The organism is Megasphaera sp. UBA4233 (genome assembly GCF_002395615.1).
GTDB lineage: Bacteria > Bacillota > Negativicutes > Veillonellales > Megasphaeraceae > Megasphaera > Megasphaera hexanoica.
Genome location: NZ_DGXL01000026.1, coordinates 1 through 26,441 on the forward strand (window position 1 = coordinate 1; position 26,441 = coordinate 26,441).

The 26,441-nt window shown below is 47.8% G+C and carries 21 protein-coding genes; 4 read left to right on the plus strand and 17 right to left on the minus strand.

Features of this window, described 5'->3' with window-relative positions:
• Window positions 1–352 precede the first annotated feature (352 nt).
• From B2U90_RS09350 to B2U90_RS09385, 8 genes are all read right to left on the minus strand, one after another.
• On the minus strand, window positions 353–901 hold the full coding sequence (locus B2U90_RS09350; protein WP_292017630.1) for a glutathione peroxidase: 549 nt from the start codon (window positions 899–901) through the stop codon (window positions 353–355).
• Between the two features lie 15 nt (window positions 902–916).
• Window positions 917–1,369, minus strand: coding sequence for a desulfoferrodoxin family protein (locus B2U90_RS09355; protein ID WP_292017631.1), 453 nt, complete (start codon window positions 1,367–1,369; stop codon window positions 917–919).
• Window positions 1,370–1,545: 176 nt separating this feature from the next.
• Complete coding sequence (gene rpoN / locus B2U90_RS09360; RefSeq protein ID WP_292017632.1) at window positions 1,546–2,832, minus strand: RNA polymerase factor sigma-54; 1,287 nt, start codon at window positions 2,830–2,832, stop codon at window positions 1,546–1,548.
• A 96-nt stretch (window positions 2,833–2,928) separates the two neighbouring features.
• A complete protein-coding gene (locus tag B2U90_RS09365) occupies window positions 2,929–3,687 on the minus strand; it encodes a sulfite exporter TauE/SafE family protein (protein ID WP_292017633.1) in 759 nt (252 codons plus the stop codon).
• A gap of 217 nt (window positions 3,688–3,904) precedes the next feature.
• Complete coding sequence (locus B2U90_RS09370; protein WP_292017634.1) at window positions 3,905–4,480, minus strand: indolepyruvate oxidoreductase subunit beta; 576 nt, start codon at window positions 4,478–4,480, stop codon at window positions 3,905–3,907.
• Complete coding sequence (gene iorA / locus B2U90_RS09375) at window positions 4,480–6,261, minus strand: indolepyruvate ferredoxin oxidoreductase subunit alpha (protein WP_292017635.1); 1,782 nt, start codon at window positions 6,259–6,261, stop codon at window positions 4,480–4,482. Before iorA (B2U90_RS09375) ends, B2U90_RS09370 begins: the two co-directional genes overlap by 1 nt.
• Window positions 6,262–6,296: 35 nt before the next feature.
• Complete coding sequence (locus tag B2U90_RS09380) at window positions 6,297–7,205, minus strand: hydroxymethylglutaryl-CoA lyase (protein WP_113855237.1); 909 nt, start codon at window positions 7,203–7,205, stop codon at window positions 6,297–6,299.
• Window positions 7,206–7,216: 11 nt separating this feature from the next.
• Window positions 7,217–8,419: a CaiB/BaiF CoA transferase family protein gene (locus B2U90_RS09385; RefSeq protein WP_113855236.1), complete on the minus strand. Its 1,203-nt coding sequence runs from the start codon at window positions 8,417–8,419 to the stop codon at window positions 7,217–7,219.
• Window positions 8,420–8,622: 203 nt separating this feature from the next.
• On the opposite strand from B2U90_RS09385, the gene B2U90_RS09390 reads away from it, so the two are divergent.
• A complete protein-coding gene (locus B2U90_RS09390) occupies window positions 8,623–10,494 on the plus strand; it encodes a sigma 54-interacting transcriptional regulator (RefSeq protein ID WP_292017636.1) in 1,872 nt (623 codons plus the stop codon).
• Between the two features lie 55 nt (window positions 10,495–10,549).
• Entirely contained in the window at window positions 10,550–11,056 is a 507-nt protein-coding gene (locus tag B2U90_RS09395; RefSeq protein ID WP_292017637.1) for a hypothetical protein, read from the plus strand.
• A 158-nt stretch (window positions 11,057–11,214) separates the two neighbouring features.
• On the opposite strand, the gene B2U90_RS09400 is transcribed toward B2U90_RS09395, so the two are convergent.
• From B2U90_RS09400 to B2U90_RS09425, 6 genes are all read right to left on the minus strand, one after another.
• Entirely contained in the window at window positions 11,215–11,928 is a 714-nt protein-coding gene (locus B2U90_RS09400; protein WP_292017638.1) for a DUF805 domain-containing protein, read from the minus strand.
• A 24-nt stretch (window positions 11,929–11,952) separates the two neighbouring features.
• Window positions 11,953–13,257: a zinc-ribbon domain-containing protein gene (locus B2U90_RS09405; RefSeq protein ID WP_292017639.1), complete on the minus strand. Its 1,305-nt coding sequence runs from the start codon at window positions 13,255–13,257 to the stop codon at window positions 11,953–11,955.
• 31 nt (window positions 13,258–13,288) lie between these two features.
• On the minus strand, window positions 13,289–14,848 hold the full coding sequence (locus B2U90_RS09410) for a hypothetical protein (protein ID WP_292017640.1): 1,560 nt from the start codon (window positions 14,846–14,848) through the stop codon (window positions 13,289–13,291).
• 15 nt (window positions 14,849–14,863) lie between these two features.
• Window positions 14,864–17,353, minus strand: a complete 2,490-nt coding sequence (locus B2U90_RS09415) for an Hsp70 family protein (protein WP_292017641.1) — start codon at window positions 17,351–17,353, stop codon at window positions 14,864–14,866.
• A gap of 1 nt (window position 17,354) precedes the next feature.
• Window positions 17,355–17,849 carry a hypothetical protein gene (locus B2U90_RS09420; protein WP_292017642.1) on the minus strand — a complete coding sequence of 165 codons (495 nt, stop codon included), beginning with the start codon at window positions 17,847–17,849 and terminating at the stop codon, window positions 17,355–17,357.
• A gap of 329 nt (window positions 17,850–18,178) precedes the next feature.
• Window positions 18,179–19,465 carry an SLC13 family permease gene (locus B2U90_RS09425; RefSeq protein WP_292017643.1) on the minus strand — a complete coding sequence of 429 codons (1,287 nt, stop codon included), beginning with the start codon at window positions 19,463–19,465 and terminating at the stop codon, window positions 18,179–18,181.
• Between the two features lie 759 nt (window positions 19,466–20,224).
• Here B2U90_RS09425 and B2U90_RS09430 point away from each other — a divergent pair.
• Both B2U90_RS09430 and B2U90_RS09435 read left to right on the plus strand, forming a co-directional pair.
• A complete protein-coding gene (locus B2U90_RS09430) occupies window positions 20,225–21,052 on the plus strand; it encodes a hypothetical protein (protein WP_292017644.1) in 828 nt (275 codons plus the stop codon).
• On the plus strand, window positions 21,052–22,449 hold the full coding sequence (locus B2U90_RS09435) for a VWA-like domain-containing protein (RefSeq protein WP_292017645.1): 1,398 nt from the start codon (window positions 21,052–21,054) through the stop codon (window positions 22,447–22,449). Before B2U90_RS09430 ends, B2U90_RS09435 begins: the two co-directional genes overlap by 1 nt.
• 124 nt (window positions 22,450–22,573) lie before the next feature.
• On the opposite strand, the gene B2U90_RS09440 is transcribed toward B2U90_RS09435, so the two are convergent.
• From B2U90_RS09440 to iorA (B2U90_RS09450), 3 genes are all read right to left on the minus strand, one after another.
• A complete protein-coding gene (locus tag B2U90_RS09440) occupies window positions 22,574–23,731 on the minus strand; it encodes a M20 family metallopeptidase (RefSeq protein ID WP_200817497.1) in 1,158 nt (385 codons plus the stop codon).
• A 275-nt stretch (window positions 23,732–24,006) separates the two neighbouring features.
• Window positions 24,007–24,597 carry an indolepyruvate oxidoreductase subunit beta gene (locus B2U90_RS09445; RefSeq protein WP_292017646.1) on the minus strand — a complete coding sequence of 197 codons (591 nt, stop codon included), beginning with the start codon at window positions 24,595–24,597 and terminating at the stop codon, window positions 24,007–24,009.
• On the minus strand, window positions 24,597–26,378 hold the full coding sequence (gene iorA, locus B2U90_RS09450; RefSeq protein WP_292017647.1) for an indolepyruvate ferredoxin oxidoreductase subunit alpha: 1,782 nt from the start codon (window positions 26,376–26,378) through the stop codon (window positions 24,597–24,599). Before iorA (B2U90_RS09450) ends, B2U90_RS09445 begins: the two co-directional genes overlap by 1 nt.
• Window positions 26,379–26,441 lie beyond the last annotated feature (63 nt).

Genomic DNA, 26,441 nt, shown 5'->3' on the forward strand with positions numbered 1-26,441 from the left:
TACCACTGAGCTACTTCCGCATGACAAAAGGTATTTTACCACATTCGCACTAGCTTGTCAACACATTATTTTATGTATTGAATACCGGGCTTTTTATCAGGTGCGTTCATCGGAACGCTTAATTATAATACCAAATCGCGCTACTACTGTCAAGGGATTTTGCTAAAAAAATATATTTTTTTACTGTCCTAGCAAAAAACTGTACTATGACAACAAAACGAACAGGCAGCCCCATGAAATTTAATCCGCTTCATGGTGCTGCCTGTTTCTGATGTGTGTAACGTATGTATCGTTAGAATGGAAGAGGTGTTATCTTTAGAAGGGAAGAGGTGTAATGATAGGTGGAAGTGCTTTAGGAAAGAGCTTGGGCAATGACCGGATCGAGTTCTTCCGGTGTCGTGCTCGGTTCAAATCGCTGAACCTGTGAGCCGTCGCGGCTGACGAGGAATTTCGTAAAATTCCATTTTACGCCGTTGCCATCGGCATTTTCCGGATAATACTGGGCGACGACCTGTTTGATAAGGCGGCCGCTTTCTTTATCCAGTTCATAACCGGCAAAGGGTGCTGCTTCCGTCAGGTACTGATAGAGAGGAATAGCCTGTCCGCCACGTACGTCTACTTTGGCAAATAAGGGGAATGTCACGCCATGGTTGATGCGGCAGAACGTTTCGATACTGTCATTATCAGCCGGTTCCTGTTCGAGAAACTGATTGGAAGGGAAACCGAGAATGACCAGACCTTTATCTTTATATTTCTGATATAAAGCTTCCAGGCCGTCATATTGCGGCGTAAAACCGCATTTGCTGGCCGTATTGACGATGAGGAGGACACTGCCCTTATACTGGCTCAAGGGCACGTCATTGCCCCGGATATCCTTGACGGTGTAATCGTATATGCTCATGATCAGGGCCTCCTATTATAATTCATGGATCCGGCAGCCGCCGAATTCAGGAGAGCAGGCAGCGCCATCGAGAACGTCGGCATCGCCCGTTTCAAAACTTTCCTTCCACAGGCCATGGAGATTGCAGTAGGCGTAAATTTCACCGGCATCGCCTGTTTCAAACAAAGCTTTCGGTTCTTCACCCGGCTTCAGGTAGTGGAAGTGGACGCCGCTGTCATCAACCAGGGCAATCCATTCGATGTAATGCTTTTCTTCCATAGGATGGGTAATGGATCCAACGTGGACCTCCAGGTGTCCATCGATTTTCTGAAAAGACGGTACGTGTTTTTCCTGTGCCGCATCGACAGAGCCTGCGACGAGACGGGTCAGTTCCTGGCCATCATAGATAACGCTGTCCGGAGTTTGTCCTCCCGTAAGTACTAATACCTTGCCATCTATATTGTTACGATAAAATTCTACGCGTTTCATAATAGTTTCCTCCTTTGACGGGAACGAAATGGATATATTTAATGTGATGTATTGATGTATTTAAGTAGAATTTATTTACTAGTGAATAATCATTTTCGATTACAAGTTAATTGTATACTAAAAAAGTCCATTTGTCAATAAAAAATAATGATTATCCGTTAATTATTTTTTCACAATCATCCGTTCTTCAGTCTCCGGCGGATACTGCTGTTGGGGATACGCATCTTCAGGCGGAATTTCGTTATCGTCCGGCGGGCAATATGGATATCGGCAGCGGCGAAGCGGTCGGCCAGTTCCTGATCGGAATAGGGGTGAGCTGCATCTTCTTCCTTAATCAGCTCAGCCATTTTCTGCCGGATGGCCTGATCAGAAATTTCCCCTTCAGCCCCGCTGTCTCTCCGGTAGGACTGGGCAAAGAAATCCTGTATGGCATAGGTCCGGCGGTCAAAGAGAACATATCTGCCATGACAGACACGGCTCACTGTCGCCGTGCTTAGTCCCGTTTCGACAGCTATATCTTTCTGGCGCAGGGGCTGCAGCGTATCGCCATAGAGGAAATGACCCTCCTGATGGCGTATGATACAATCCATGACCGTAAAAATAGACTGCCAGCGATAGGCCAGAGCCGACTGGAGGTCGAGGAAAGCCCTCCGTGCCTTGTGGATATAGGTCCGCGTCTTTTTGTCGCCTTGTTCTTCATATTCCTTATAAAGGTCTTCACGGAAAAACACTTCCGGCAGTTCTTCCAGAGAACGGACCGCCAGATGGCCCGATTCATCGGTATAGATTTCCACATCAGGACGGACAAATTCCGTTTCCGTCTCAGCCTGTCCGGCAGGCTGCAGAGCCAGAGTCTTCAAAAAATCCCGGATAGACTGGAGATCCGTATTGCTGAGTTCCATTTCTTTCTGCAGTTTCTGCCATTTCCCCGTGAGGAATTCCTGATAATGGTCCTGCAGGAGTTCTTCCGTCCGCGGCGGGGCATCGTCATGGCGCCGGGTCTGGATAAGCAGGGCTTCACAGATAGAACGGGCCCCGATGCCCGGCGGATCAAAGGATTGCACCAGAGCCAGTCCTTTTTCCATATCTTCCAGCGACAGGGCATAATCCTGGCCCAGAAGGTCAAGATCACCGGCAAAGAAACCTTTTTCATCAAGGGAGCGGATGATAAGGCCGGCAGCCAGCATGGTGGCTTTGGGAACGTTTTGTACCCGCAGCTGTTTCATTAGCCCTGTTTCCAGCGAATCACCGCGGTTCTTGATATTGTCAATGGGCTTTTCCTTGCCGTCTCCGCTGCTGGAACGGACATCTTTATACCGGATATCGAGGAGGGGATTATCGGTCACCTGTTCATGGAGGAAATCGGTCAAATCTTGTGAATGAAGGGTCAGCATCTGAATGGTCAGCCGCTGTATCTGGGACAATTTTGTTTTCTGTTCCAGTTTAAGTGCTATCTTTGCCATACTATCACGTCCTTTTACCTGTATGAAATAATTATACCATGATAGATGGCAAAAAAAAGCAGTCCCACTCTGGTTTTCATCATGGGACTGCTGACATTATTCTAAAAAGAGCACCAATGCCCCGATACCGGGAATGATGGTCATGACGACTTTCAAAACCTTCCGGGGAATGCGCCGGGTAAATTTAGCTCCTATGTAGGCCCCGGTCATGAGGCCGGCAACGACCTGGATGAACAAGGTGAAATCGAGATTGCCTTCCAGCAGATAACCCAGACCGCCAAACACGGCAATGGGCAGGATGACCATCATCGTCGTGCCAATAGCTACGGGAAGGGGCAGCCCAAATAAGATGAGCAGCACGAGCTGGATGAAGGGCGTCGCCCCAATGCCGAAGGTGCCGGACAGACAACCGACGACGAATCCGGCCGGCACTGCGGTCAGCCAGAATCGGGAGCCACCCTCTAGTTCAGTCGTGCCCACATAGGCAAACGGCCCGGACTGGGGATGATAGAGGCGCAAGTACATGAGTGCCATAGAGAGGAGCATCATGCCACCAGTGAACCAGTGCAAATCAGCCGCCGGAATCATAGCCGCGATTTTAGCACCGGTAAACGCGCCGGCTGCACCGAATACACCGACAGCAGCTCCGGTGCGGATGCGGACATTTCCTTCACGGAAATGACTGACCGCCCCGGATAAGGTCGTAAAAGTCATGGCGCTGAGACTCGTCCCCAGAGCCAGATGAATGGGCACGCCAAAGGCGGCCGTCAGCACGGCAATGACCACACCAGCTCCGCCAGCCCCGGTCAGTCCCAATAGGAACCCCAAAACAAATAACGTTATCAGAATCAACATTTCCATCACTCCTGTCCCGCCTGGTATTCTCTGAATATTACTATAGCATATTTCCGGTCATCTGTTATCTCTCCACCCAAAAGATATCCAAGAACAGCAAAGGGCTCCGCCTCTCATGGCAGGCGGAGCCCTTTATTTCATACACCTATATCTATGTCCATACTGCCGGGAAAGCAGGACCCATCTGCTGCGTTACATCTTACTTCCCGTATACGGATTAAACAGCGGCAAATCCAGCATCGAAGGCTTTCTGGTTAACTTCGATGAATTTCGGTTTGACAGCCTTGGCAATAATGGCTTTCCAATCGATATCCGTCATGCCGATTGCCTTGATGAGCGCACCCAGGAGAACGACATTGGCACTTTTAGGATTACCCAGATCGGTAGCAATCTTGGTAGCATCAAGCGTCATGGTCGGCACCTGTTCAGAGAGACTTTCAACGATGTGTTCCGGATAGGTCCGGGACCCGGACAAAATCGGCATAGAAGGAATCCGGTAGGTATTAACGACGATTTTGCCATCTTTCTTCAAATACTTGGCATAACGGGCCGCTTCCATTTCTTCAAAGGAGACGAGGAGATCTGCCGTCCCTTCCCCGATGATAGGAGAATAGACTTTCTTGCCGAAGCGGACCTGGGTGCTGACGCTGCCGCCCCGCTGGCTCATGCCGTGTACTTCCGACATTTTTACATCATATCCATTTTCGATAAGCCCCATAGTCAGAATCTTGCTGGCCAGAATCGTTCCCTGACCGCCGACACCGACGAGAAGAACACTTTTTACATCACTCATTATTTATACCCCTTTCTGCTGATGGCTTTGACCGGGCAGACCTGCATGCAAACTTTGCAGCCGACACAGTCCGATTCCACGATTTCCGATTTCTTATCTTTCAGATTAAAGCGTAAGGCCGGGCAGCCTGTGGTCAGACACTTCTTGCAGCCAATGCATTTTTCTTCATCGATGACGCACGGTGTCTTATCGAGATTGAATTCTTCTGCATCTTCGTGAGAATATTTCTTGAGTACGCAGGGCCACTTGGTAATGATGACGACCGGTTCCTTTTCGATGGAATACGCCCAATCAAGGGTTGCTTTCATATCGGCCAGATTATTCGGATCGACCGTACGGACATTGCGGATTCCGAGGGCATGGACAACTCGTTCTACATCGATGAGCGTTGTCGGTTCGCCTTTAATGGTATAGCCCGTCCCAGGATTTTCCTGATGACCGGTCATGCCCGTAATGCGGTTATCGAGGATGACACAGATCGTATTGGATTTATTATACGATACTTCTGTAAGGGCATTGATACCCGTATGGAAGAAAGTCGAATCGCCCATGACGGCTACGACCCGTTTCTGCTGGCCACTGTCAGCAAAGGCTTTGACCATGCCGTGGCCCAGAGAGAAGGCACTGCCCATGCAAAGAGCCATATCTTTGGCATTGAGCGGTTCAGCACCGCCCAGGGCATAGCAGCCGATATCGCCGACCATGACCGTATCTTTACGTTTAGCCAGTTCATAGAAGAAACCGCGGTGGGGACAGCCGGCACAGAGCGCAGGCGGACGGGGGACAAATAAGTCATCGGAAACGGTGACCCCTTCTTGTCCTTTATGGAGAATCGCTTCAGCAATGATGTTCGGGTTCAATTCATCGATATTAGGAATGACGTCTTTCCCATGGCAGGAAATGCCGGTGCGCTGGATTTGTTCTTCCATGAACGGATCCAGTTCTTCGACGACATACAGCGTATCGACTTTATCGGCAAAGGCACGGATTTTATTCATGGGCAGTGGATAGGAAAAGCCCAGTTTCAGGTACGATGCATTGTCGCCAAATACTTCTTTACAATAGTTGTAAGATACACCGGCTGTAATGATACCGATTTTTGTATCGTGCATTTCTTCAAAATTGAGCGGCGTCTGTTCGCTGTATTCTTTCAGTTTCTGTTCCCGTTCTTCGACAACGAAGCGTCGTACTTTAGAAATAGCCGGCACGGGATCCATTTTATCACGCTGTTTGACATAGGGAACCGCTTTGAAGGGAACGCGTTCACCCAATTCCACGAGGCTCTTAGAATGATCGACACGGGTCGTCATGCGCAGCATGACCGGCGTACCATAAGTTTCGCTGATTTTATATGCTTCGGCAACCATATCCTTAGCTTCCTGGGAGTCGGACGGTTCCAGCATAGCAATCTTGGCAAATTTGGCATAGTTGCGGTTATCCTGTTCGTTCTGGGACGAATGCATGCCCGGATCATCGGCGGAAACAAAGACAAGACCACCGTTGATAGCCAGATAAGCAAAGGTAAAGAGCGGATCGGCGGCCACGTTGAGACCTACCATCTTCATAGCTGCAAAAGAGCGGACACCACCGATAGAAGCGCCGATAGCTGCTTCCATGGCTACTTTTTCATTTGGTGCCCATTCGGAAGAAATACCGTCGTATTTCGCTACGTTTTCCAGGATTTCTGTGCTGGGCGTACCAGGATAGGCAGAAGCAAAGGACACGCCGGCTTCATATAACCCCCGGGCAATGGCTTCATTCCCCGTCATTAACTGTTTCATTCTGTTACCTCCTGTAAATAGACATATTGGAAAAATTATCCCTGATGACACTTGCGTGCCTGGATGAGACTGCTCGTCGGAACAGCCTGGATTTCGTCGCACATAGAGCGGACGGTGGACAAGACCTTATCCAGATCATATCCTGTATCATATCCTAAGGCCTGCAGCATATGCACCAGATCTTCTGTTGCGATATTACCTTTGGCCCCGGGCACGAAGGGGCAGCCGCCCAGGCCGCCGGCAGCTGCATCGAGAGAGGTTACGCCTTCTTCGACAGCTGCGTAAGCATTGGCCAGGCCCATGCCGTACGCATCATGGAGATGGATATCGATCTGACTGATATCACAGATTGACTTCAGGGCGCGGATAATTTCTTTTGTATGGGCCGGATTGGAAATACCTGCCGTATCGCCGAGGCCAATGCGGGTGACGCCGACCTTAAAGGCTTCTTCACACAGATATTTGATCCGGTCCGCCGGTACGTCATCACCGAAAGGAGACCCGAGACCGCAGGCCAGTGCCAGGGTCATCTTTACTCCTTTGACCTGGGATGCCATAGCCTTGAAGTTTTCCAGTGATTCTTCTATGGTCCGGTTGGCATTGCGTTTATTGTGTTCTTCGCTGGCAGAAATGACAAACTGGACGCTCGTCGCACCGGCCTTGAGAGCATTTTCAATGCCTTTGCCATTCAGTGTCAAAGCCATGAATTCGATATCTTTTCCTAATTCTTTCGCATACTTCTTACTTTCCTGCAGGACTTCTGCCGCATCCTTCATCTGCGGGACCCACTTAGGGCTGACGAAGGAGACGAGATCGAACATAGTGGCACCGTAATCGATCATTTCTTTGATATATTTGACTTTTGTTTCCGTCGGAATGGGAACTTTATGATTCTGCCAGCCATCGCGGGGGCAGACTTCTACGACGGTTATCTTTTTACCCATGATTCTTCCTCCTATTTAATAGCGCCATCGGCCTGCATAGCCGCAATCTGTTCATCCGAAAAGCCAAGTTCCTTCATGATATCCACATCGTCTTCACCGAGGTCCGGAGCCGATTTGCGGTATGTGCAGGGATAGGTATCCATCTTGATAGGATTGCCCAGGACGGTAAATTCGCCGGCTTTTTTGTCAGGAACCTTGACCAGCATATCTCTGGCTTCAACGATATTCTTATCGTTGCATACGTCGGCAATATCATAAATCGGACCGGCCGGAACGCCTGCACCGAGGATGATATCGACGACTTCCCGGCTCGTCTTATCGCTGGCCCAGTCTTCAATGATTTTTTTCAGGGAATCTGCATTCTTTTTGCGCAGTTCCGTATTCTTGTACAACGGATTCTGTGCCAGTTCAGGCATGCCCATGGCTGCCGAGAGGTGTTCAAAATGCTTGTCCGTCCCGCTGGCCAGTACGAAATAGGCATCCTTTGCTTTAAAGGAATCGTAAGGAGCGGAAGAAATGTATTTATTACCCGTCTTTTCAGGAACTTTGCCGGTATACAGATACTGCATGCATTTGGCTTCCAGGCCGGAGACGATGGAATCGACAAGAGCTACATCGATTTTCTGGCCTACGCCGGTCTTCTGCCGCTTAATCAGCGATGCCAGGATGCCCATACAGCAATTCATGCCGGCCATCATGTCGCCGATTGCCATGCCGGCACGGGTCGGTTCCGAACCGGGCCATCCGGTAATGCTCATGGAGCCGCCCATAGCCTGGGCGATGAGATCATATCCCGGACGGGAAGAATAGGGGCCGTACTGGCCAAAGCCGGAAATGGAAGCAAATATGATGCGCGGATTCAGGGCTTTACATTCTTCGTAGCCGAACCCTAATTTTTTGATAACGCCGGGACGCATATTTTCCAGAAGCACGTCGGCCGATTTGACCAATTCAGCAAAGGCCTTTTTCCCATCTTCTGATTTCAGATTGACGGCAAAACCGCGTTTGTTCCTGTTCAGATTGCCAAAATACATACTGCGGCCTGTCTTTTCTTCCAGTGGCCGGGCATAGCGGCAGAATTCGCCTTTGGTCAGTAAATTTTCTACTTTGATGACATCGGCTCCCATATCAGCCAGGAACATCCCGCAGTAGGGACCAGCCAGGAAACCTGTAAAATCGAGAACGCGGATACCTTCCAATAATCCTTCAGTCATGTCTTTCACCTTTTCCTTTCTTTTTATACAATCAGTCTTATGAGCATTTCATTCGCCAGTATATATGAAATTTCAATGCCAAATATGAAATTAGCCATATATAGGGATCTAGCGGTGTATGTGCGGGATGAACTGCAAGCGGCGTATATATTTTTTTACATTAATTTGACATTATCCCTATTTTCCCGTACACTGAAAGCGAGGTGAGGATATTGGAAAAAATCTGCTTCCTGGCCACTGACCAGGTCATGAAAAATAAAATCGAACAAGCCTTATGGAATCACACGAAAGAACCGGACAGTATGCCCATTGACGTAGCCATACTCGATTTCAATCATATCTTCCGGCAGGCCCGGGATATGATAAAAGAAGGGGCACAAGTTCTCATCGCCAGCGGCGGCACCTATCAGGAACTAGCTCCTGTCATCCGGGAAGTCCCGGTCCTGCGTCTGTACATTTCGACCTATGATATTATGTACGCCTTGGAACAGGCACGGAAGTATAAAAAAATTTATCTTCTCCTGAATTCCAGTGTCATCTTCGAAAGTTCTATGTGTCCGCCGGAATTACGGAGCAAAACGGAAATATATACCTATAAAGACCGGCCAGATCTGGAACATCTGGTGGACAGTCTCGATGTCGGTCCCGATATTGCTATCGTCGGCACAGCTATCCTGCCACGCATCACCAACATTCCTCTGCCCATATTTACTATCATGCCCAGCAATCCGACTATCTTTTCACTGTATCAGTATGCCCACGACCTGGCCTCGTTCAATAAGCGGGAACGGCAGCAGTTATCTTTGCTCTCCTCTGTATTGTCCCACGTCGATGAAGGCATCATCATGTACGATGCCGAAGGCACTATTTCCCATATTAACAAACAGGCCCGGCTGTTCCTGAAGATCAGGGAAGATACTCCGTCTATGGAAACCATTCTCCCCAGGCAGCAGGGAAGCCATGCCTATTCCTATTCCAATACAATCGTAGAAAAACCACCTTATACGCTCGTACTGAATTCCTCACCCTTTTCTATTGACAAGCAGACCCGGTACATCCTGAGCATCCGTGATGTCACGCAGCTGCAAAAAATGGAAAAGAATATCCGCTATAAGCTCTCCAAAACGGGGCTGACGGCAGTGCATCATTTCGCTGATATCCTGACGGCGGATGCAAAAATGAAAGCCCTCAAGGCGACGGCAGAGACGATGGCCGCCTATGACGCACCAATCCTCATCCAGGGAGAAAGTGGCACCGGCAAGGAACTTTTCGCCCAGAGCATCCACAATGCCAGTCCCCGCCGCAGCGGTCCTTTCGTCGCCGTCAACTGCGCCGCCCTGCCACCGGAACTGCTGGAGAGCGAACTCTTCGGCTATGAAAGCGGCGCTTTTACCGGAGCACGTAAGGAAGGCAAAGCGGGATTATTCGAGCTGGCCCACGGCGGAACGATTTTCCTCGATGAAATCAACAGCATGTCGCCGGCTATCCAGTCCAAGCTCCTGCGCGTCCTGGAAACGAAACAGGTCATGCGCATCGGCTCCGACTATGTCATTCCCCTCGATATCCGCATCATTTCCGCCACTAATACGGATATCATCGAAAAAATCAACGAGGGCGCGTTCCGCAAGGATCTATACTTCCGCCTGAACACCCTGACTCTTACCCTGCCGTCTCTCGACGAACGGCCTGCCGATATTGTCTACCTCTTTCTCCATTTCCTGTCGGAATTCGCCGGGCACACCGTAAAAAAATCTGCCCTTCCGGAACCGCTCCGCCAGGCATTACAGGACCATCACTGGTGGGGCAATATCCGGGAAATACGCAGTACAGCTTTGCGGTATTATATTTATGGGAAACCCGATTCGCCTTCCTATGATTATCTCTTTGACCAGACGAATCACAAAAAGCGGGTCCACCTCATCGACCCGCGGACGTTCAAACTGGATATGAAAAAGGCCCAGCATACCTTCCAGCAGCTGGTCATCAACGACCTTTTGGAGCAGGGGTATACGAAAACCGAAGTGGCTTCCATGCTCAACATCACCCGCCAGACCTTATTCAATCACCTGAAATAAAGCCCCTTTCACCGCTATGGCGGCTCCCGGCAAAGATACCCAAGGAGATGAACGTATGCGAAAACTATTAGCTGTTTTATGTATAATCGGATGTATAGCCCTATACAGCAGCGAAACCCACCAACCTGCCACGACCAGGCCGGCAAAATCACCAGCATCCGATAGCCAAACCGTAAAAACACAGGAAGCAAAACAGGAAAAGCCGGCGGCAAAGGCACAGGATCAGCCTGTGGAAAAGCCCGCCAAAAACTGGTATCGGGCCGGATACAGCGACGGATTCCAGGACGCCGGCAAGGGCATTTATCAGCCCAAATCGGAACGAGAAGACTACCGTACATACTACGACATGGGATACAGGGAACGGATAGAGGCCATACAGGCCAAAAGAGCCAGAAACTCATCAGATGATGAAGACCGGTACCAGAAGGGGTTTGACGAAGGCTATGAAGCGGGCCTGGAAAAATATGCCGACCCGTCAGCAGACGACGAACAGTACATGAACGGCTACGAAGACGGCCATGAAATGGCCAGAGACGATCAGGGCGAAAGAGACGACGAGTAGGAGAAGGGCCGCAGGACGGAAAGATAGTTTGCAGGCCCGAGTTTGCAGTTTGCAGGAAAAGAGCGGGCCGGGGAAGGAATAGTTTACAAAAAAGAGGAGGCCGCAACAAACTGAGATAAAAGCTCAATTTGTTGCGGCCTTTTTTCGTACCATATGCTTTAATTATCCGCCAGGGGATCTGGTCCATATGTATTAGGTCCCGTCGTGCCAGGAGCAAACAGTAAATAAAGACTGGCAATAATATTTACAATGGGAACAAAAACTAAAAGATAAAACCAACCGGATTTATTAACATCATGGCAACGTCGAATCCCCAACATAATACTGCTAATAGTAAGAACAAACATTATAGGAACCGCCAAAACAGGAATTGCATCCAGAAAAGGAGTATCTATAATGAGTATAATAAAAATCAATAGTCCTCTAAGGAAATATCGCTTGCGATTCAGTCTTCCATTATATGTAAAATACTTATCTACCAGTACTCCTAATATACCAGAACGCCCCTTACCGATTGCATGACTACTCGTGGATTGTACTTCTTTTTTTACAGCCTCGACAGGTGAAGTCATTTTAGTCGTGAACATATCTTTATCAAAAGCAGAAGTTTTGTCATGGCCCTGCATTTTCATATTGGTATTAGTTGTACCCATATTCATGGGATGATCAGTTATAGAATGGACCGTCTGTGTCTGCTTATCCGATTCTATGTCTGAAGAGACCATTGTTTCCATTGGCGGCTCATTATGGTCATGCTGCTTTAATGGCTCCCTGACATCTTCCATAGCATCATACACTTTTTTCCCGCATTTGCTACAAAATTTTGCATTTTCAGGTAATGGAGTTCCACACTGTGAACAAAATTTAGCCATTTTTACTGTCTCCTTCCCTCAAAATCATTCCAGACGTTCACCATTTTTCTGGCCACTTATCTCCTGAATTTTCCACTGGCCATTATCATTTACCATCGTCACACTTCCTGTAAAGTGTTGTACTTTTAAACGACTGTTACCAGGAATCCTATCCTTGGACTGCAGTTTGTATGAAAAAACCACCTTGCTGGGTCCTGCCGACTGGATACCGATGTTTGTAACTTTGCTTTCCACGGTATTCCCATACCCTACTGCATACCCGTCATATCCTCCTACACTGTCCTGCATACCCGGTGTAAAATACTGAAAAGCATCCTTTATTTGTCCTCTGGACAATGCATTGTGATAGGCCAAAAACGCCTTTTTCGCATTGTTTATATCATCTGACAAATCCCTGATACTTATGTAATCCACGTTATGGCTGTCATTGTTAACCGCAAAGCGTAATAGCGCCGGGACGCCATCTTTTGTTTTATAGGTATATTCATAATACGTTTGTGAATCATAATCGGATTCCTGATAATTGGAACCATATGCATTTAACACATCTGATAAGGAACTTCCCTGATGAATTCCTTTACGAGTGCTAACAGATGAATCCCGTGATACAAGTGCTACAACCGTTCCATCACTGACAACTACTTCCATATCCTTGAATTTATAGCGAATATAATTATGAGGTTCTGTCGCACTACTAAGTTCCTTGCCCAACTCTTGATGCGCCTCCGTCCATGATTCACCTACATATACGGGGCCCAGTGCCAAGTCAGAGGCCGGAGCCTTCTTTTTAGGTACTTCTTTTTTAGTTTCTGTAACCGGAATATCTTTTTTAACCGGCTGTTTATTTTCGTTATGAAAGAAGACTCCCATTCCTAAAATAATAAAAAGTAAGATAATACCACCAAAAACAACAGCTCTGTTTTGAAGCAACCGGGCAAATGCTGTTGTTTTTTCATTTTCTACCGGCTGTTGTGTATTTTCCACCGGCTGTTGTGCAGATGTTTCCCTTTCTTGCCTATCTGATATGTTATGGCTGCCACTATCACGGATTTCATCTTTATCCCGTATGGTGTCTTCCAATACAGCAGAATGATCCATTATATTTTTTTCATCAAATGCATCGGCAGCCGTTTTGTCTTGCGAAGGCTGATTTTCATGGTTATCAACGTTTTGGGGTAATGGGCTGCCACATTGGGGGCAATATTTCAGATTTGCATCAACCATCGCTTCACAAGTAGGACATTGAATCTGCCTCTTGCACGGAGTACCGCAATATATGCAAAATTTACTTTCATTGGGAATCTCTTTCCCACAATTCTCGCATTTCATAGTTTCATCTCACCACTTTCAGCCGTACTTCTTATGATTTGCACACCGCATTTGCAATGACACATCCTATAATAAATCCAATAACTCCTCCTGCGATTCCCCCACCACAAATGCCTAAAAAAATGCATATACAGACAATCCATGTAGCGCCATTGCCCGTCTTATTACCATTAGCATTGCCGCCAGATTGCGCTGTAGCAGATTGCACTGTATGAGAAACTGTATGAGAAGTAGCATTCACTAATTCGCATGCCGCGTTGTAAATCTTCTGATCCGAACCGAGTCTGGCATATTCCTGCGCTTTTTTTCCATATTCATTAGCGAGTTTTGCATCATTTATCCATGTGTATAAGTTGCCCACTTGAAGGTAGATAAGAGAGGCATATAAAAAAACAGCTTCTTTTTCTTCTGGAGTATATCCAGAATGCCGGATAAATTCTTCAACAATTTTTTTAAAACTTTTTTCAAAACTGTTTTGCAGAAAGTTTCTGTTCTGGTTTTCATATCCCGCTTCAAAATGACCTTCTGCTTCTATCTGTTTTAGTATTTCTTCAAAAGCTGTTTCTGCCTCTTTGTATGCAAAAGTTGATGATTGTCGCCCAACCGGGCGCCTAACCGGGCGTCCAACTGGTTGATTATTTCTTTTTAAATACTGGAGAATCGATTCAAAATCTTCATACCTTTTTGCAACAAGAGGGAAGCATTCTTTTAACAGCAGGAAGATCTTATAGGCTATATCCCTTCTCCCTTCATCGCGAATAGCCAAAGCGTTCCTTGCAAGTGTAGAAAAATAATTTTTGACATCACTGCTAAAAGAATCCTCTCCACGGCTGTCTATTAAAATGCATTCTGCCTTCGTGATGCTCGACATGACTCTAACATGGCTTTCCAAATGATTCAAAAAAAAGTCAGACGTATATGTTTCATTTTTGAAAAGCTGCTCCATGTCTGCCTGTTCTTTTAGTACATATGTACTCATGTCCAGCTTATAGGTATCAAAAAATCTTGTTAAAATACTTCCAAAAATGTTTTTATTGCGAGAAACGTTCTCGGCTATTTCATTGGCCAACCGGCTATATACAGGCCGTTTCAATTTTTTTGTATATTGCTGAATCGCACGATGGACGTCGTCTTCCAGGCCATGTATTCCCTGCTGAATATCCTGGACCTCCTGCACTAAAGGAAACCCGGCTGATTTTCTATCTGCATTGATGAGAAAGCGCACTTTTTCCGGTAACAGCTCCGTATATAATGAATCCAGGCGAATAATTTGCTTTACCGCTGTTTCGATATCTAATTGTTTCAAGCGATTGACAATAACTACAAATTCCTCTACTTCATTCTGGAATGTATATACATGTTCCAAATCATCAAGCAATCCCTTCAAATCAGCCGATGATACACCCAAAAACCAGCTGACTTCAGCTGCAATCCGCTTGTGCGGATTCAACAATATATCCCGGGCGCGATTATATGCATCTTCATTTTCCGTATCATCAAATGATTTATCTTCAGCCGCTTCCAAAATGCTATTTTTGTCTGATTGAGAATGTACGCCTAAAATATAAAACGGGTTTTCCTCTAGTAACATACTATTTCCTCTCTCTTATCCTTTAGTAATGTTAGTCATAACATCTGGTTCGTCATCTGCAATTTCAATTCTTGCTAATTCACCAATAACTTGTTTAACAGTTGAAATATCATTTTGTTCAATTGCTTTTTTCCCAATTTCTGCTAATTGATAAAATTGTTCCTGATTGCTATAATTTTCCGGATTTTGAATTTTATACATAAACCATCTTATTGGAAATTCCGGATTATTTTTATACAGAACGTCAAAATTTAAATATCTAACGGACTGCAACATATTGTCAAAAGCTGAGCTGTTTTCACCCATAACCAGTCTGGCATTGGCAAATAATTTCTCATAGCGTTCACGATCCTCTTCATCCGAGTATTTCTCTGTGGTATCATGGTAATACTCTATTAATTGTTCCAGATCCTTTTCTCTGATTTTCTGTAAATTTTCTCGTTTTATCCGATTCAGTATCCGTTTTGCATGCAGGATATCATCCGATAAATGCTGTAATGATTCTCTATCACTGGTTTCCTGTCTGACACAAATAGCACGAGATGCAATTTCCCCGCATTCATTCAATTCTTCATACGGTTGATCCAGCTGCGAAGACAGGCCTCTTACTTTTGCCAATATATTTTTGCCATCAGCATTGATTTTATTGGCAATATGGTCTAAATCAACCTGACCTTCCTGACGAGAATAGAAATTCTTATTACTGTTAAAACTCTGACTGATAGAATCAATGTTCAATTCAATATCGATAGAACCTGAATCATTGACGACAAACGAGCACTCAATTTCTGCCCCTGCCGGAATCATGCCATATGAAAAATCTTCACCGCTGACCTTGATGCAGCCGATAAAGCGATTATCTTCTACTTCGTCTTCAATTTCCCCTTCCCACAACTTAAAATTCAATGAAGCCGGACTGCCGGCTCTGATTGTTTCTGCAGCCCGAAACACCTTGGTTCCCTTTGCCGGCAACGTATCACCTTCCCGGACTAAATAATCTAAAGTGGATCTGGTCGAAGTACTGCTTTCCCTTACTTCAACACCGATAGAATGAGATGCTAAAATAGCCCCTACCGTTGCCATCGTATATGAAATAATGATGTGAGATTCCTGCAAAGGTATACTCCGGCCATAATTATCAAATACTTCTACGCTGAAATGATTGTCTCCACGTTTTTCCAGTGGAACGATTACCTTGGCCTTATCCTTTAAATCCACCAGCCCGGACGTCCAGCCTGTATCGTCAGATTTTATTTCAAATGTATAACCAGTTGCAGATTTCGTAAGAGAAACCGCCACACGAGCCTGATTTTCAGTGGTTCTCGAGACATATTTAAAACTTAACCCCAACGCATCTGCGCTTTCTACTTTCTTTCTCGTCGCTTTTCTTCCATGTTCTTCACTGGACCAGTCAATAGATTCGGCAAAAATGGCAGCACCTTCCGATACGGCAGTCATCGGGTTAACTTCTATACTGCCCTGGATACCTGTTTCTTCACAAACTTTGTCACGCAAAGGTTTATAATTTGTAGGCCCGCCAATAAAAACGATACGATCTATATTCGATTTCGTTAAGCCGGATTTTTCAATTGTTTCTTTTGTGGCTTTAATAGACTGCATGACCATATCATGTATCAGCTGGTTAAATTGTTCACGTTCAATCACTATGTCAAGGTAAATTTCTTCCCCTGATTCGTCAGTGACACCTGTTTCTCCATCGACACTGGAAGTTTCATCTGTTGACAGTTCAATTTTAGCAATTTCAGTCTTGTATGAGGCGATGCGCAATAATTTTTTATACTTATTGCTCTGCTGCATTTCCGTATGCGATGGAAGATCATAGTTTTCCTGCAGCCATGGAATCACTATTTTTTCCATTAGAATTCGGTCGAAATCTCTGCCACCACACATGGCAATGCCGTTATGGGCCAATAAATTGACTTTACCGCCAATACTCTCTGCTATAGCAACGTCCAATGTCCCGCCGCCTAAATCATAAATAACAAAGTTGGCGTCTTTGGAATTCACCAGCATGACACTCATAATAGCTGCTACAGGTTCCTGCATTAATGCCACTTTTCCCAGTCCCGCTTTTTGAGCTGCTTCTTTTGTCGCTGCATTCTGCATTTGATTAAATGCGGCAGGAACCGTAATAACTGTCGCCTTTTCATCACTTTCCCGAATTTCTTCCGGTAAGTTTTTATATAGTTCTTTTAATATTTCCGCACTGCATTCTTCCGGGCTCATTTTTTCATCACCGACAGTTAAAAGCGTATTGGTTCCCATATACCGCTTAAACAAAACAGCGCATCTGTCCGGCTGTTGTGCGGCTTTCAAATACGCTGTTTTACCATAAAAACGTTTTCCCCGTTTATCAATGTATATAGCAGATGGCGTAACATCATTTTGATCTTTTTTACTTTTCCAAACACGGACATTTTCTCCATCAAAAGTGGATATGGCACTATTAGTCGTGCCTAAATCAATTCCTACATAGTATTTCATATTATTTTTTTATCCTCCCTAAAACAGCAATTCCCTTATGAATAATATCGGGACTGTTCTTAATTTTTATAACCGGTTCCATCATAAATTCAATCATCAACTTATCATCTTCATCCTGAAAATCCGCGAGGTTTATGGGATTGATCGGCAATCCCGGATCGTATATTTTCCCAGAAAAATCAAGAACTTCCAGACCTATATCCAGTACTCCGGGAAAATAATGCTTGTCAAACCTGGTCATCTGATTTCTCAGCCTGTTTATCGATTTGGCATCTTGTATAAACCGGCTTTCCTGGATAATAGCCATTCTTAATCTCCAGGTTTCGACAATCAGTTTCGCTTCTTGTTCCTGCAAATCCCTGTCATATTGCTCATTTTCATCTGGTTTATCAGGTATTTCATGTTGCATATCATCATTTGAATCCAATTTTTTATTATTTTCTATCGGTTTTTCTTTAGGAAATTCCTCTCGTTTTCTAAAGGAAAAAATACCCATAAAATAACCTCCTTTATAGTTGAAAAATAGCATCTTGTAATTTCTGCTATAGTATTTTTATACAAGTGCTACTTGCATCAGCATGATTGCACATAGATGAATATTGAAAGAGTAGTATTAAAATTAGTTATTTTTCACTTACGTTTATTCTACTACCAACATACCACCCCTCACAAGGCCTTTGTGTCATAAAACTGTAACACAATATACTTTTTTATGTCATATTACTATCAAACAAGGACCCCATCTTCAATGGAAGACGAGGTCCTTATTTATTTTCGAGACGAATGTGTCACATATCCATCCGTTTTCGTACTATATAATTGTTTTTACATGGGACAGAATATGTTGGCGATGACATCAAAGAACAGGAATGCACAGATCATCAGTACGAGCAGGTTGACGGCTGCTATGATGAGGAGCTGGACAAATACTTTGTTCTGCTGTTCTTTGGTAAAGCGGTCTTTCAATTCTACAGCCATGATGGCGATGATCATGGCACCACCTGTGGACATGGGGGAAATGCCACTGCAGGAACCGCCGGCTGCGACGGCAGACATGAGAGCCACCGGATTGATGCCGCTGATCTGCTGGGCGATGCCGACGCTCATGGGCATCATGGTCGGGTAGACGACGCCGAGAGCGGAGCTGACGAAACTCAGGAGCCCTGCCGACAGGGCCATGAGGGTGGATGCCGTCGACGGCGACATCATGCCGGCCAGCGCCTGTGTCATGAGGGCGATGCCCCCGGTCTTTGCCACGATATGGAGCAGTGCGCCGACACCCAGGACCATGAGTATCGTTCCCCAGGGGACGGATTTGATGCACTTACCATCATCGGCAATATGAAAGAAGAGCAGGACAGCCGCAACGATCAGTGCCGCCAGACCTACGTTGACATTGGCAAAAATGATCAGGGCCAGCATGGCGACGATGCCGGCGAAGGAAATCCACTGCTTTTTCGTAAAGCTTTCCATTTTTTCTCTGGTGCCGTCCATGGATTCCGGTGCCTTTACCTTGTATCCCTTGAAGGCGATGAACAATACGATGGCCACGACGGCGTTAAACAATGTTACATTGACGATAATGGCCGGCACGGCGCTGGCGCTGCTGATTCCCGTATTTTCCAGTGCACTGAAAATAATGGCCGTTTCCGGCGTAATGGGGGAGAAGCGGCCGCCGGTCATGCCACAGATGCCGATGAGCGACAGCATGACCGGGTTGTAACCGACCCGTATGCCGATGGCGATCCCCATGGGGATCATGATGGCCAGAACGGGAATACCTCCCGGGCCGGCACCGGTAATGATGCCGCCGGCAATAAACAGCAGCACAGGTATGAGCCACAGCCTCTTTCCTGCAATGGCGACAATTTTACGGGCCAGCAGTCCCAGGGCTCCCGTATCGTTGACGATAGAAAACAGAAGGGTAATGCCAACCAGAGTAATGAACAAATTCCCGTTGACGCCGGCAATGATTTCCTTGCCGGGCATCCCGATCAGCATGGTACAGGGCACGGCCAGGGCCAGTGCCACGATGCCGATGTTTATCTTGCGGATAAAAGCCAGCACGATGGCTGCAATAAAAAATATAATCGAAATAATATCTGCTCCCATATCAGGATCCTCCTCGTATTCAATAATCCGGTATATCCGTACATTTCGATCAATCAGGGCAATACAATCACTTGATTCTATTATGCCTTTTTACTCGTGTTCTGCCTATCCCCCTCTCTTAACTTTATGTGATATGAAATATGCGTTTTTGTATTTGTCAATCTAAATGAAATTATAATGCCAATATGAGAAATGCCTGTATACAGCCGGTTCCAGCCGCTCCCGGTATGACAGCGGCCGATTTATGTATATATTTTTTTACACATATTTGACGTTGATTGAAATCTGCAGGCCGCAGGTAGCCGTCCGCAGGCCGTTTTTCGTAGGTCGTTCATCGAAGGTCGTTTGACGTTAGATGAAAAAGCTGGTTTGAAGAAAAGCTGGTTTAAAGTACCATGTAACATGGCGTCCCCGCGAGGGGAAGCTGGCGCCGCAGGCGTCTGAAGGGGCTTTTTATTATCTGAGTTCCAGTATCTGAGTCCGAGTATATGGCATGACGAACCGGCGTCGTCATTGCACGGACAAACTGACTCATAAAATTAAGACTCTGTATATATGTAAAGACCCTTCCGCCCTGACGGGCACCTTCCCTTCACAGGGACGGCAAAAATATCCGATCAGTCAAACCGGCTTTTTCTGCAAACTGCAAACTGGCCACTATCTCTCCTGCCGGCTTCAAGGAACGATATTGAAATAACGGGAGAATCCTCGTACAATAATAGTACTGCATGAAATCTTTATTTTACAGACAGGTACATTATGGACGAAGAAAAATATTTAGAACTCATCAAAATAAATCCGCTGACCATCCGCCACATCGACCATCCGTCACGGCGCCTGCAACTGGCTGCCGTAGAAGGAAACGGCCTCATGATACAGTATATAGATCAGCCCGATGCCTCCATCCAAGAGGCCGCCATCGCCAATAAGCCTGAAGCTATCCGCTATATCCGCCAGCCCATCCCGGGACTGGCCGAAAAGGCCATCAAAGCCAACTGGTATAACCTGAGTTATATTAAGAATCCATCGGAACCGCTGGTCCGTCTGGCACTGAAACAGTCGGCCTGGGCTATCCGCTACGCAAAAAATCCCAGTGAAGAACTGCAATTGGCCGCTATCGAAAAAAACTGGGAAGCACTGCAGTATATCAAGGATCCTGCACCGGCGGTGCAGCTGGCTGCCGTACGACAGAATCCGGAAGCGTTGCGCTATATAGAGTCTCCCACGGTAGAAGCTGCCGATCAGGCCATTGGCAGCGACGCACGGACACTGCGCTTTGTCATGCATCTGACCCACAACCAGGCCCTGCATTTCCTGGGCATCAACGTGTCTGTACTGGCCACGCTGCCACCGTCCATCCACATCAGCGAAGACGAATGCCGGTCCGTACTCAGCCAGGTCCTCACCCGGTCCGATGTACCGGAAAAATACGTCCGCAATCTCATCGGCTGCCGCGCGCTGAAGCAGCTCTACCACTGGACGCCGGCCGACGTACTGCGCCTCATCTATCACAAGGGCAGCTGCCGGGCTAAACAGATTGCCGTCGATGAACGGCTTCGCTTCAAACAGAACCGGGAGGAATCATAATGGATACAACACTGGCAGACCAGGCATTCGACCTGCGCAATCGTCTGGAAATCTGGGCCAACGATTATTATTTTCTTCCTGACCCAAAAGACCGGGCAACTGAACTTCCGCCATCACTGAAGGACGCCTTTTTCTCCTTTATCAGTCGCCTCAGTCTGGCTCTCATGGAAGATGAAGACAATTTCTTCGGCTACTTCTTTTTCCAGATGGGAAAAGAACTGGACCTGACGCTCCGGGCTCCTACGGGAGTCACCTTCCGGGGTACGAAATACGTTCTTTTTTTCCATCCCTTCCTGTTTCTGGAACAGACACCGGAACAGATGCTCAGTTCGATCCGTCACGAAATCCTGCACATCGTATTCCGCCACCTCCTGCGCGCCCGGGACCTTCGCAGTTCGTACAGCAAGCTGGCCCTCAACCTGGCCATGGATGCCATCGTCAACACGTATCTCGACCCGGTTCCGGCTGACGGCGTAACAATTGAACGCATCAACGGCCAATATCAGCTCTATCTGACGCCATACGATACACTGGAAAATTACGCCGAACAAATCCAGCGTGGCCTCGAATGGAAGAAAAAGAGCCAGACGACTACGACCGGCCAGGTCACCGATTCGGACAAGCCCCAGTTCGCCCCGGCCCACGCCCACGATTTATGGGAAACGGCAGACGCCTCCGATCCGCAGACCATGGTCAAATTTACGGAAAAGTATCTCGACGAAGCCGATAAGGGCAATCTGCCATCTCATCTCAGCAGTGCCATCGCCGCTATTAAAAGTGAAAACCCGGCCCTGCCCTGGGACTGGTACCTGCGCCGCATGGCCGGCACGTTGTCGTGCGGCACCAAACACACGACGGCCCGGCTCAGCCGCCGCCAGCCGTACCGCCTCGACCTGCGGGGAGAACTCCATCATTATAAGGCGCGTATCCTCGTCGCCCTCGACGTGAGCGGCAGCATCAGCGATGCCGAATTCCATCAGGCCATGGAAGAAGTATTGCACATCGTCCAGACCCAGCGTGTGGAAATCACTGTCATCGAATGTGACGACCAGATAAAAAAAATCTATCACGTCCGTTCTGTCCGCGACCTGCAGGAACGTTATCCCTACCGGGGCGGCACGGCCTTTTCTCCGGTCTTTGCCTACGCCAACAAACATAAAATCGACCTGCTCATCTACTTTACCGACGGCCAGGGAGAAGAGCATCTGGAAGTCAAACCGGGAGGCTATAAAGTATTCTGGATTCTGTCAGGCAAGGGGAAGACCTTGTCTCTCCTCAATCCGCCGGGCCTTATCAAACCATTGAAAACAAAAGAAGACATCACCCTTTCCGAACTGGATGACCCCCATAACGACGGCTATTCCATGAACAATCAGGAACCCATCGCCTTTACCTGATGCACCTTAACAGACGTTTAACGCACACGTGCGTTAGAATTAATACACCCTAACGCATATGTGCGTTAGGGTGTATTAAGGTGTGTGTTGAAATGTCGTTTTTTCCCTTATGTAAACTACATTATCAGACCATGGTCACGACGTATGCCAGGGCTTTGGCGCGGGCATACAGTGATTCTACGCTGGCGTATTCTTCCGGACTGTGATGACGGCTGCCTTCGACACCCATAGCACAGATAGTCGGTACGCCGGCAGCTACGGTATAGGCCGAATCAGATCCACCGCCGACGGTGATACCACTGGGGCGGGGCATACCGAAAGATGCATACGCATCCTGGACTTTGGCCAGCAGACCATCGGTTTCTGTCATCCGTTCCATGGGGATGCAGCACGAAAGCCGCGTCAGAGATGTCTTTGTCCCATTGACATAGGTCGTATGGGCTACATCCTGTAATTTCGCTTCAATATTGAGGACATACTCTTTCTTGAGATAGCGGACATCGATGAGGATAGACGCCGTATCCGGGACGGCATTGGCTACGGTACCGCCGGAAATGACACCTACATTATAGGTCGTTCCCTGTTGCCAATCCGTCAGATTCTGGATAGCAATGACCTTGTGAGCCACTTCCAGGATAGCACTGCGGCCTTTTTCCGGTTCATTTCCTGCATGAGCCGCAATACCGGTGACATCCATGCGATAGGTCAGTGCCCCTTTGCGCTGGACGACGACTTCATTTCCCAGACGGCCGCTTTCGCAGTTAAAGGCAGCTACGGCTCCCCGGGCTTGTTCCATGATCTGCTGGTCGCAGTCAGAATCGCAGTGACCTACCTCTTCATCACCGGCCAGGACGAGGCGGACCGGTCGTTTGGCCCAGCCCGCTTCTTTCAATGCTTTCATGGCAAATACGGCAATGGTTACGCCGCCTTTCATATCGAGGACACCGGGACCATAGGCCTTGCCATCCCGCAGGGTAAACGGCCGGGCTGCTACGGTACCATCAGGGAATACCGTATCCATGTGTCCCAAGAGGAGAACCGGGGCTTCCGGTACGTCTTCATTCAGGACCGACACGAGCATATTGCCGGCCCGTTTCATTTCGTGGATTTCCGTATGGGCCCCAATCGTATCCAGTTCTTCCTGTACCCGGTGCGCCACGGCATCGACACCGGCCTTATTGGCTGAACCGCTTTCTATCTGTACCAGCTGCCGCCAGAAATCTATCATGGCGTCGCGGTGCCCATCTATATAGACAGCAATCTGTTTCCGTATATCTTCCATTGTATATCACTCCTTTATACCATGTTCCCCTATATCATAGCACAAGGTCCGGAAAAAGATAGTTTGCAGTCCCGAGTTTGCAGAGGAAAGACCGCTGGCCGGGGAAGGCCAGCCGTTAGCAGTCAGCAGCTAACGGCTGGTGGTCAGTAGGGCTTTGCCGTTTCTGCGCGTAAAACGGGGCTGTACCCTAATGAGCTTTTCAGCCATTGGGGTACAGCCCCTGTCTCTGATCTGACACTGCCGGATTATTTTCCCTGCAAACTAATTACTGGTCACTATCTTTCCCCGCCTGCGACGGCCTCGCGGCCTTTCTGGAAGGCCTTGAGATTGACATCGACGAATTTCGGTTTGACCGTACGGGAAATGAAGTCCGACCAGTCCAGGTTGGTCAGGCCCAGTGCCTGGACGAGAGCCCCCAGGAGTACGACGTTGGCACTCTTGGGATTGCCGATTTCCGTAGCAATGCGGGTAGCATCGAGGTCGAGTACAGGGAAATCTCTTTTCAGTGATTCAATAATGTGTTCCGGATAGGCAACCTGACCGGAGAGGACCGGCAGGGACGGGATGCAGAGCCGGTTGATGACCATCTTGCCATCGGGTTTCAGGAATTTGGCATAGCGGGCCGCTTCCATTTCTTCAAAGGCGACGAGGATATCTGCCATGCCTTCCCCGATAATCGGAGAGTAGACCTTTTTCCCGAAGCGGACCTGGGTGCTGACGCTGCCGCCACGCTGGCTCATGCCATGTACTTCCGACATTTTTACATCATATCCGTTTTCTATGAGACCCATGGTCAGGATTTTACTGGCCAGAATAGTACCTTGTCCGCCGACACCGACGAGCAGTACATTCGTTACATCACTCATTATTTATACCCCTTTCTGCTGATAGCCTTGACCGGGCAGACCTGTGCGCATACGCGGCAGCCAACGCAGTCGCTTTCGACGATTTCCGATTTCTTATCTTTCAGATTGAAGCGCAGTGCCGGACAGCCTGTGGTCATGCACTTCTTGCAGCCGATGCATTTTTCTTCATCGACGACGCACGGCGTATGATCCAGATTGAATTCTTCCGCATCTTCCTGGGAGAATTTCTTGAGTACACACGGCCATCTGGTGATGATGACTACCGGTTCATTTTCCAGAGAATAGGCCCAGTCGAGGGTTGCTTTCATATCGGCCAGGTTGTTGGGATTGACGGTGCGGACATTTTTCAGGCCCAGAGCGTGTACGACCCGTTCCACGTCGATGAGCGTCGTCGGTTCGCCTTTGATATTATAGCCCGAACCGGGATTATCCTGATGGCCCGTCATACCGGTGATACGGTTGTCGAGGATGACGCAGATCGTATTGGATTTATTGTACGATACTTCCGTCAGGGAATTGATGCCCGTATGGAAAAAGGTAGAATCGCCCATGCAGGCGACGACCCGTTTCTGCTGGCCGCTCTTGGAGAAGGCGTGGCTCATGCCGTGGCCGATAGAGAAGGCACTGCCCATGCAGCCACCTAGATCCTTGGCATTGAGCGGTTCCGACCCGCCCAGGGCATAACAGCCGATATCGCCGACCATGACCGTATCTTTGCGCTTGCCCAGTTCATAGAAGAATCCCCGGTGAGGACAGCCAGCACAAAGAGCAGGCGGACGGGGGACAAACAGGCCATCGGGAACAGTCTTGCTGGGGAAACCCTTACCCAGGATACCCGTAGCCACGATATTGGGATTGAGTTCATCAATATTTGGGATGACATCCTTGCCGTGACAGTCGATGCCGGCCGCTTTTATCTGTTCTTCCATGACCGGATCCAGTTCTTCGACGACATACAATGTATCTACTTTTTTGGAAAAAGCACGGATTTTTTCAATCGGCAGAGGATAGGAAAAGCCGATTTTCAGGTACGACGCCTTGTCTCCCAGCACTTCTTTGGCATACATATAAGCCACGCCGGATGCGACGATCCCGATTTTCGTATCGTGCATTTCTTCATAGTTGAAAGAAGAATTTTCCGAATATTCCTTCAGCTGTTTTTCCCGTTCTTCAATGACATAGCGGCGCTGCTTGGAAACGGCCGGCACATCGTCAAGACGGTCCCGTTGTTTGACATAGGGAACAGCCGGGACTTCCTTCCGTTCACCCAGTTCGACCAGGCTCTTGGAATGGTCCACCCGGGTCGTCAGGCGGATCATGACCGGCGATTCGTATTTTTCGCTGATTTCATAAGCTGCCCGGGTCATATCGAGACATTCCTGTGAATCAGCCGGTTCGAGCATACAAATTTTCATCGCCTTGGCATAGCGGCGGTTATCCTGTTCGTTCTGTGAGGAATGCATGCCCGGGTCATCGGCATTGACGAAGGCCATGCCGCCGTTGATTCCCTGATAGGCAAAAGTAAACATCGGATCAGCCGCTACGTTGAGGCCGACCATCTTCATCGCTGCAAACGACCGGACACCGCCCATGGATGCCCCGATAGCCGCTTCGACGGCAACCTTTTCATTCGGTGCCCATTCGGAGTAGATTTCATCGTACCTGGCTACGTTTTCCAGGATTTCTGTACTCGGCGTACCCGGGTAAGCTGATGCAAAGCTGACGCCTGCTTCATAAAGCCCGCGGGCAATCGCTTCATTACCAGAAAGTAATTTTTTCATGTATAGACCTCCCGTCCTTTTTGGAACGTAAACTAAATGACTGCATTACACTACTGTACATGG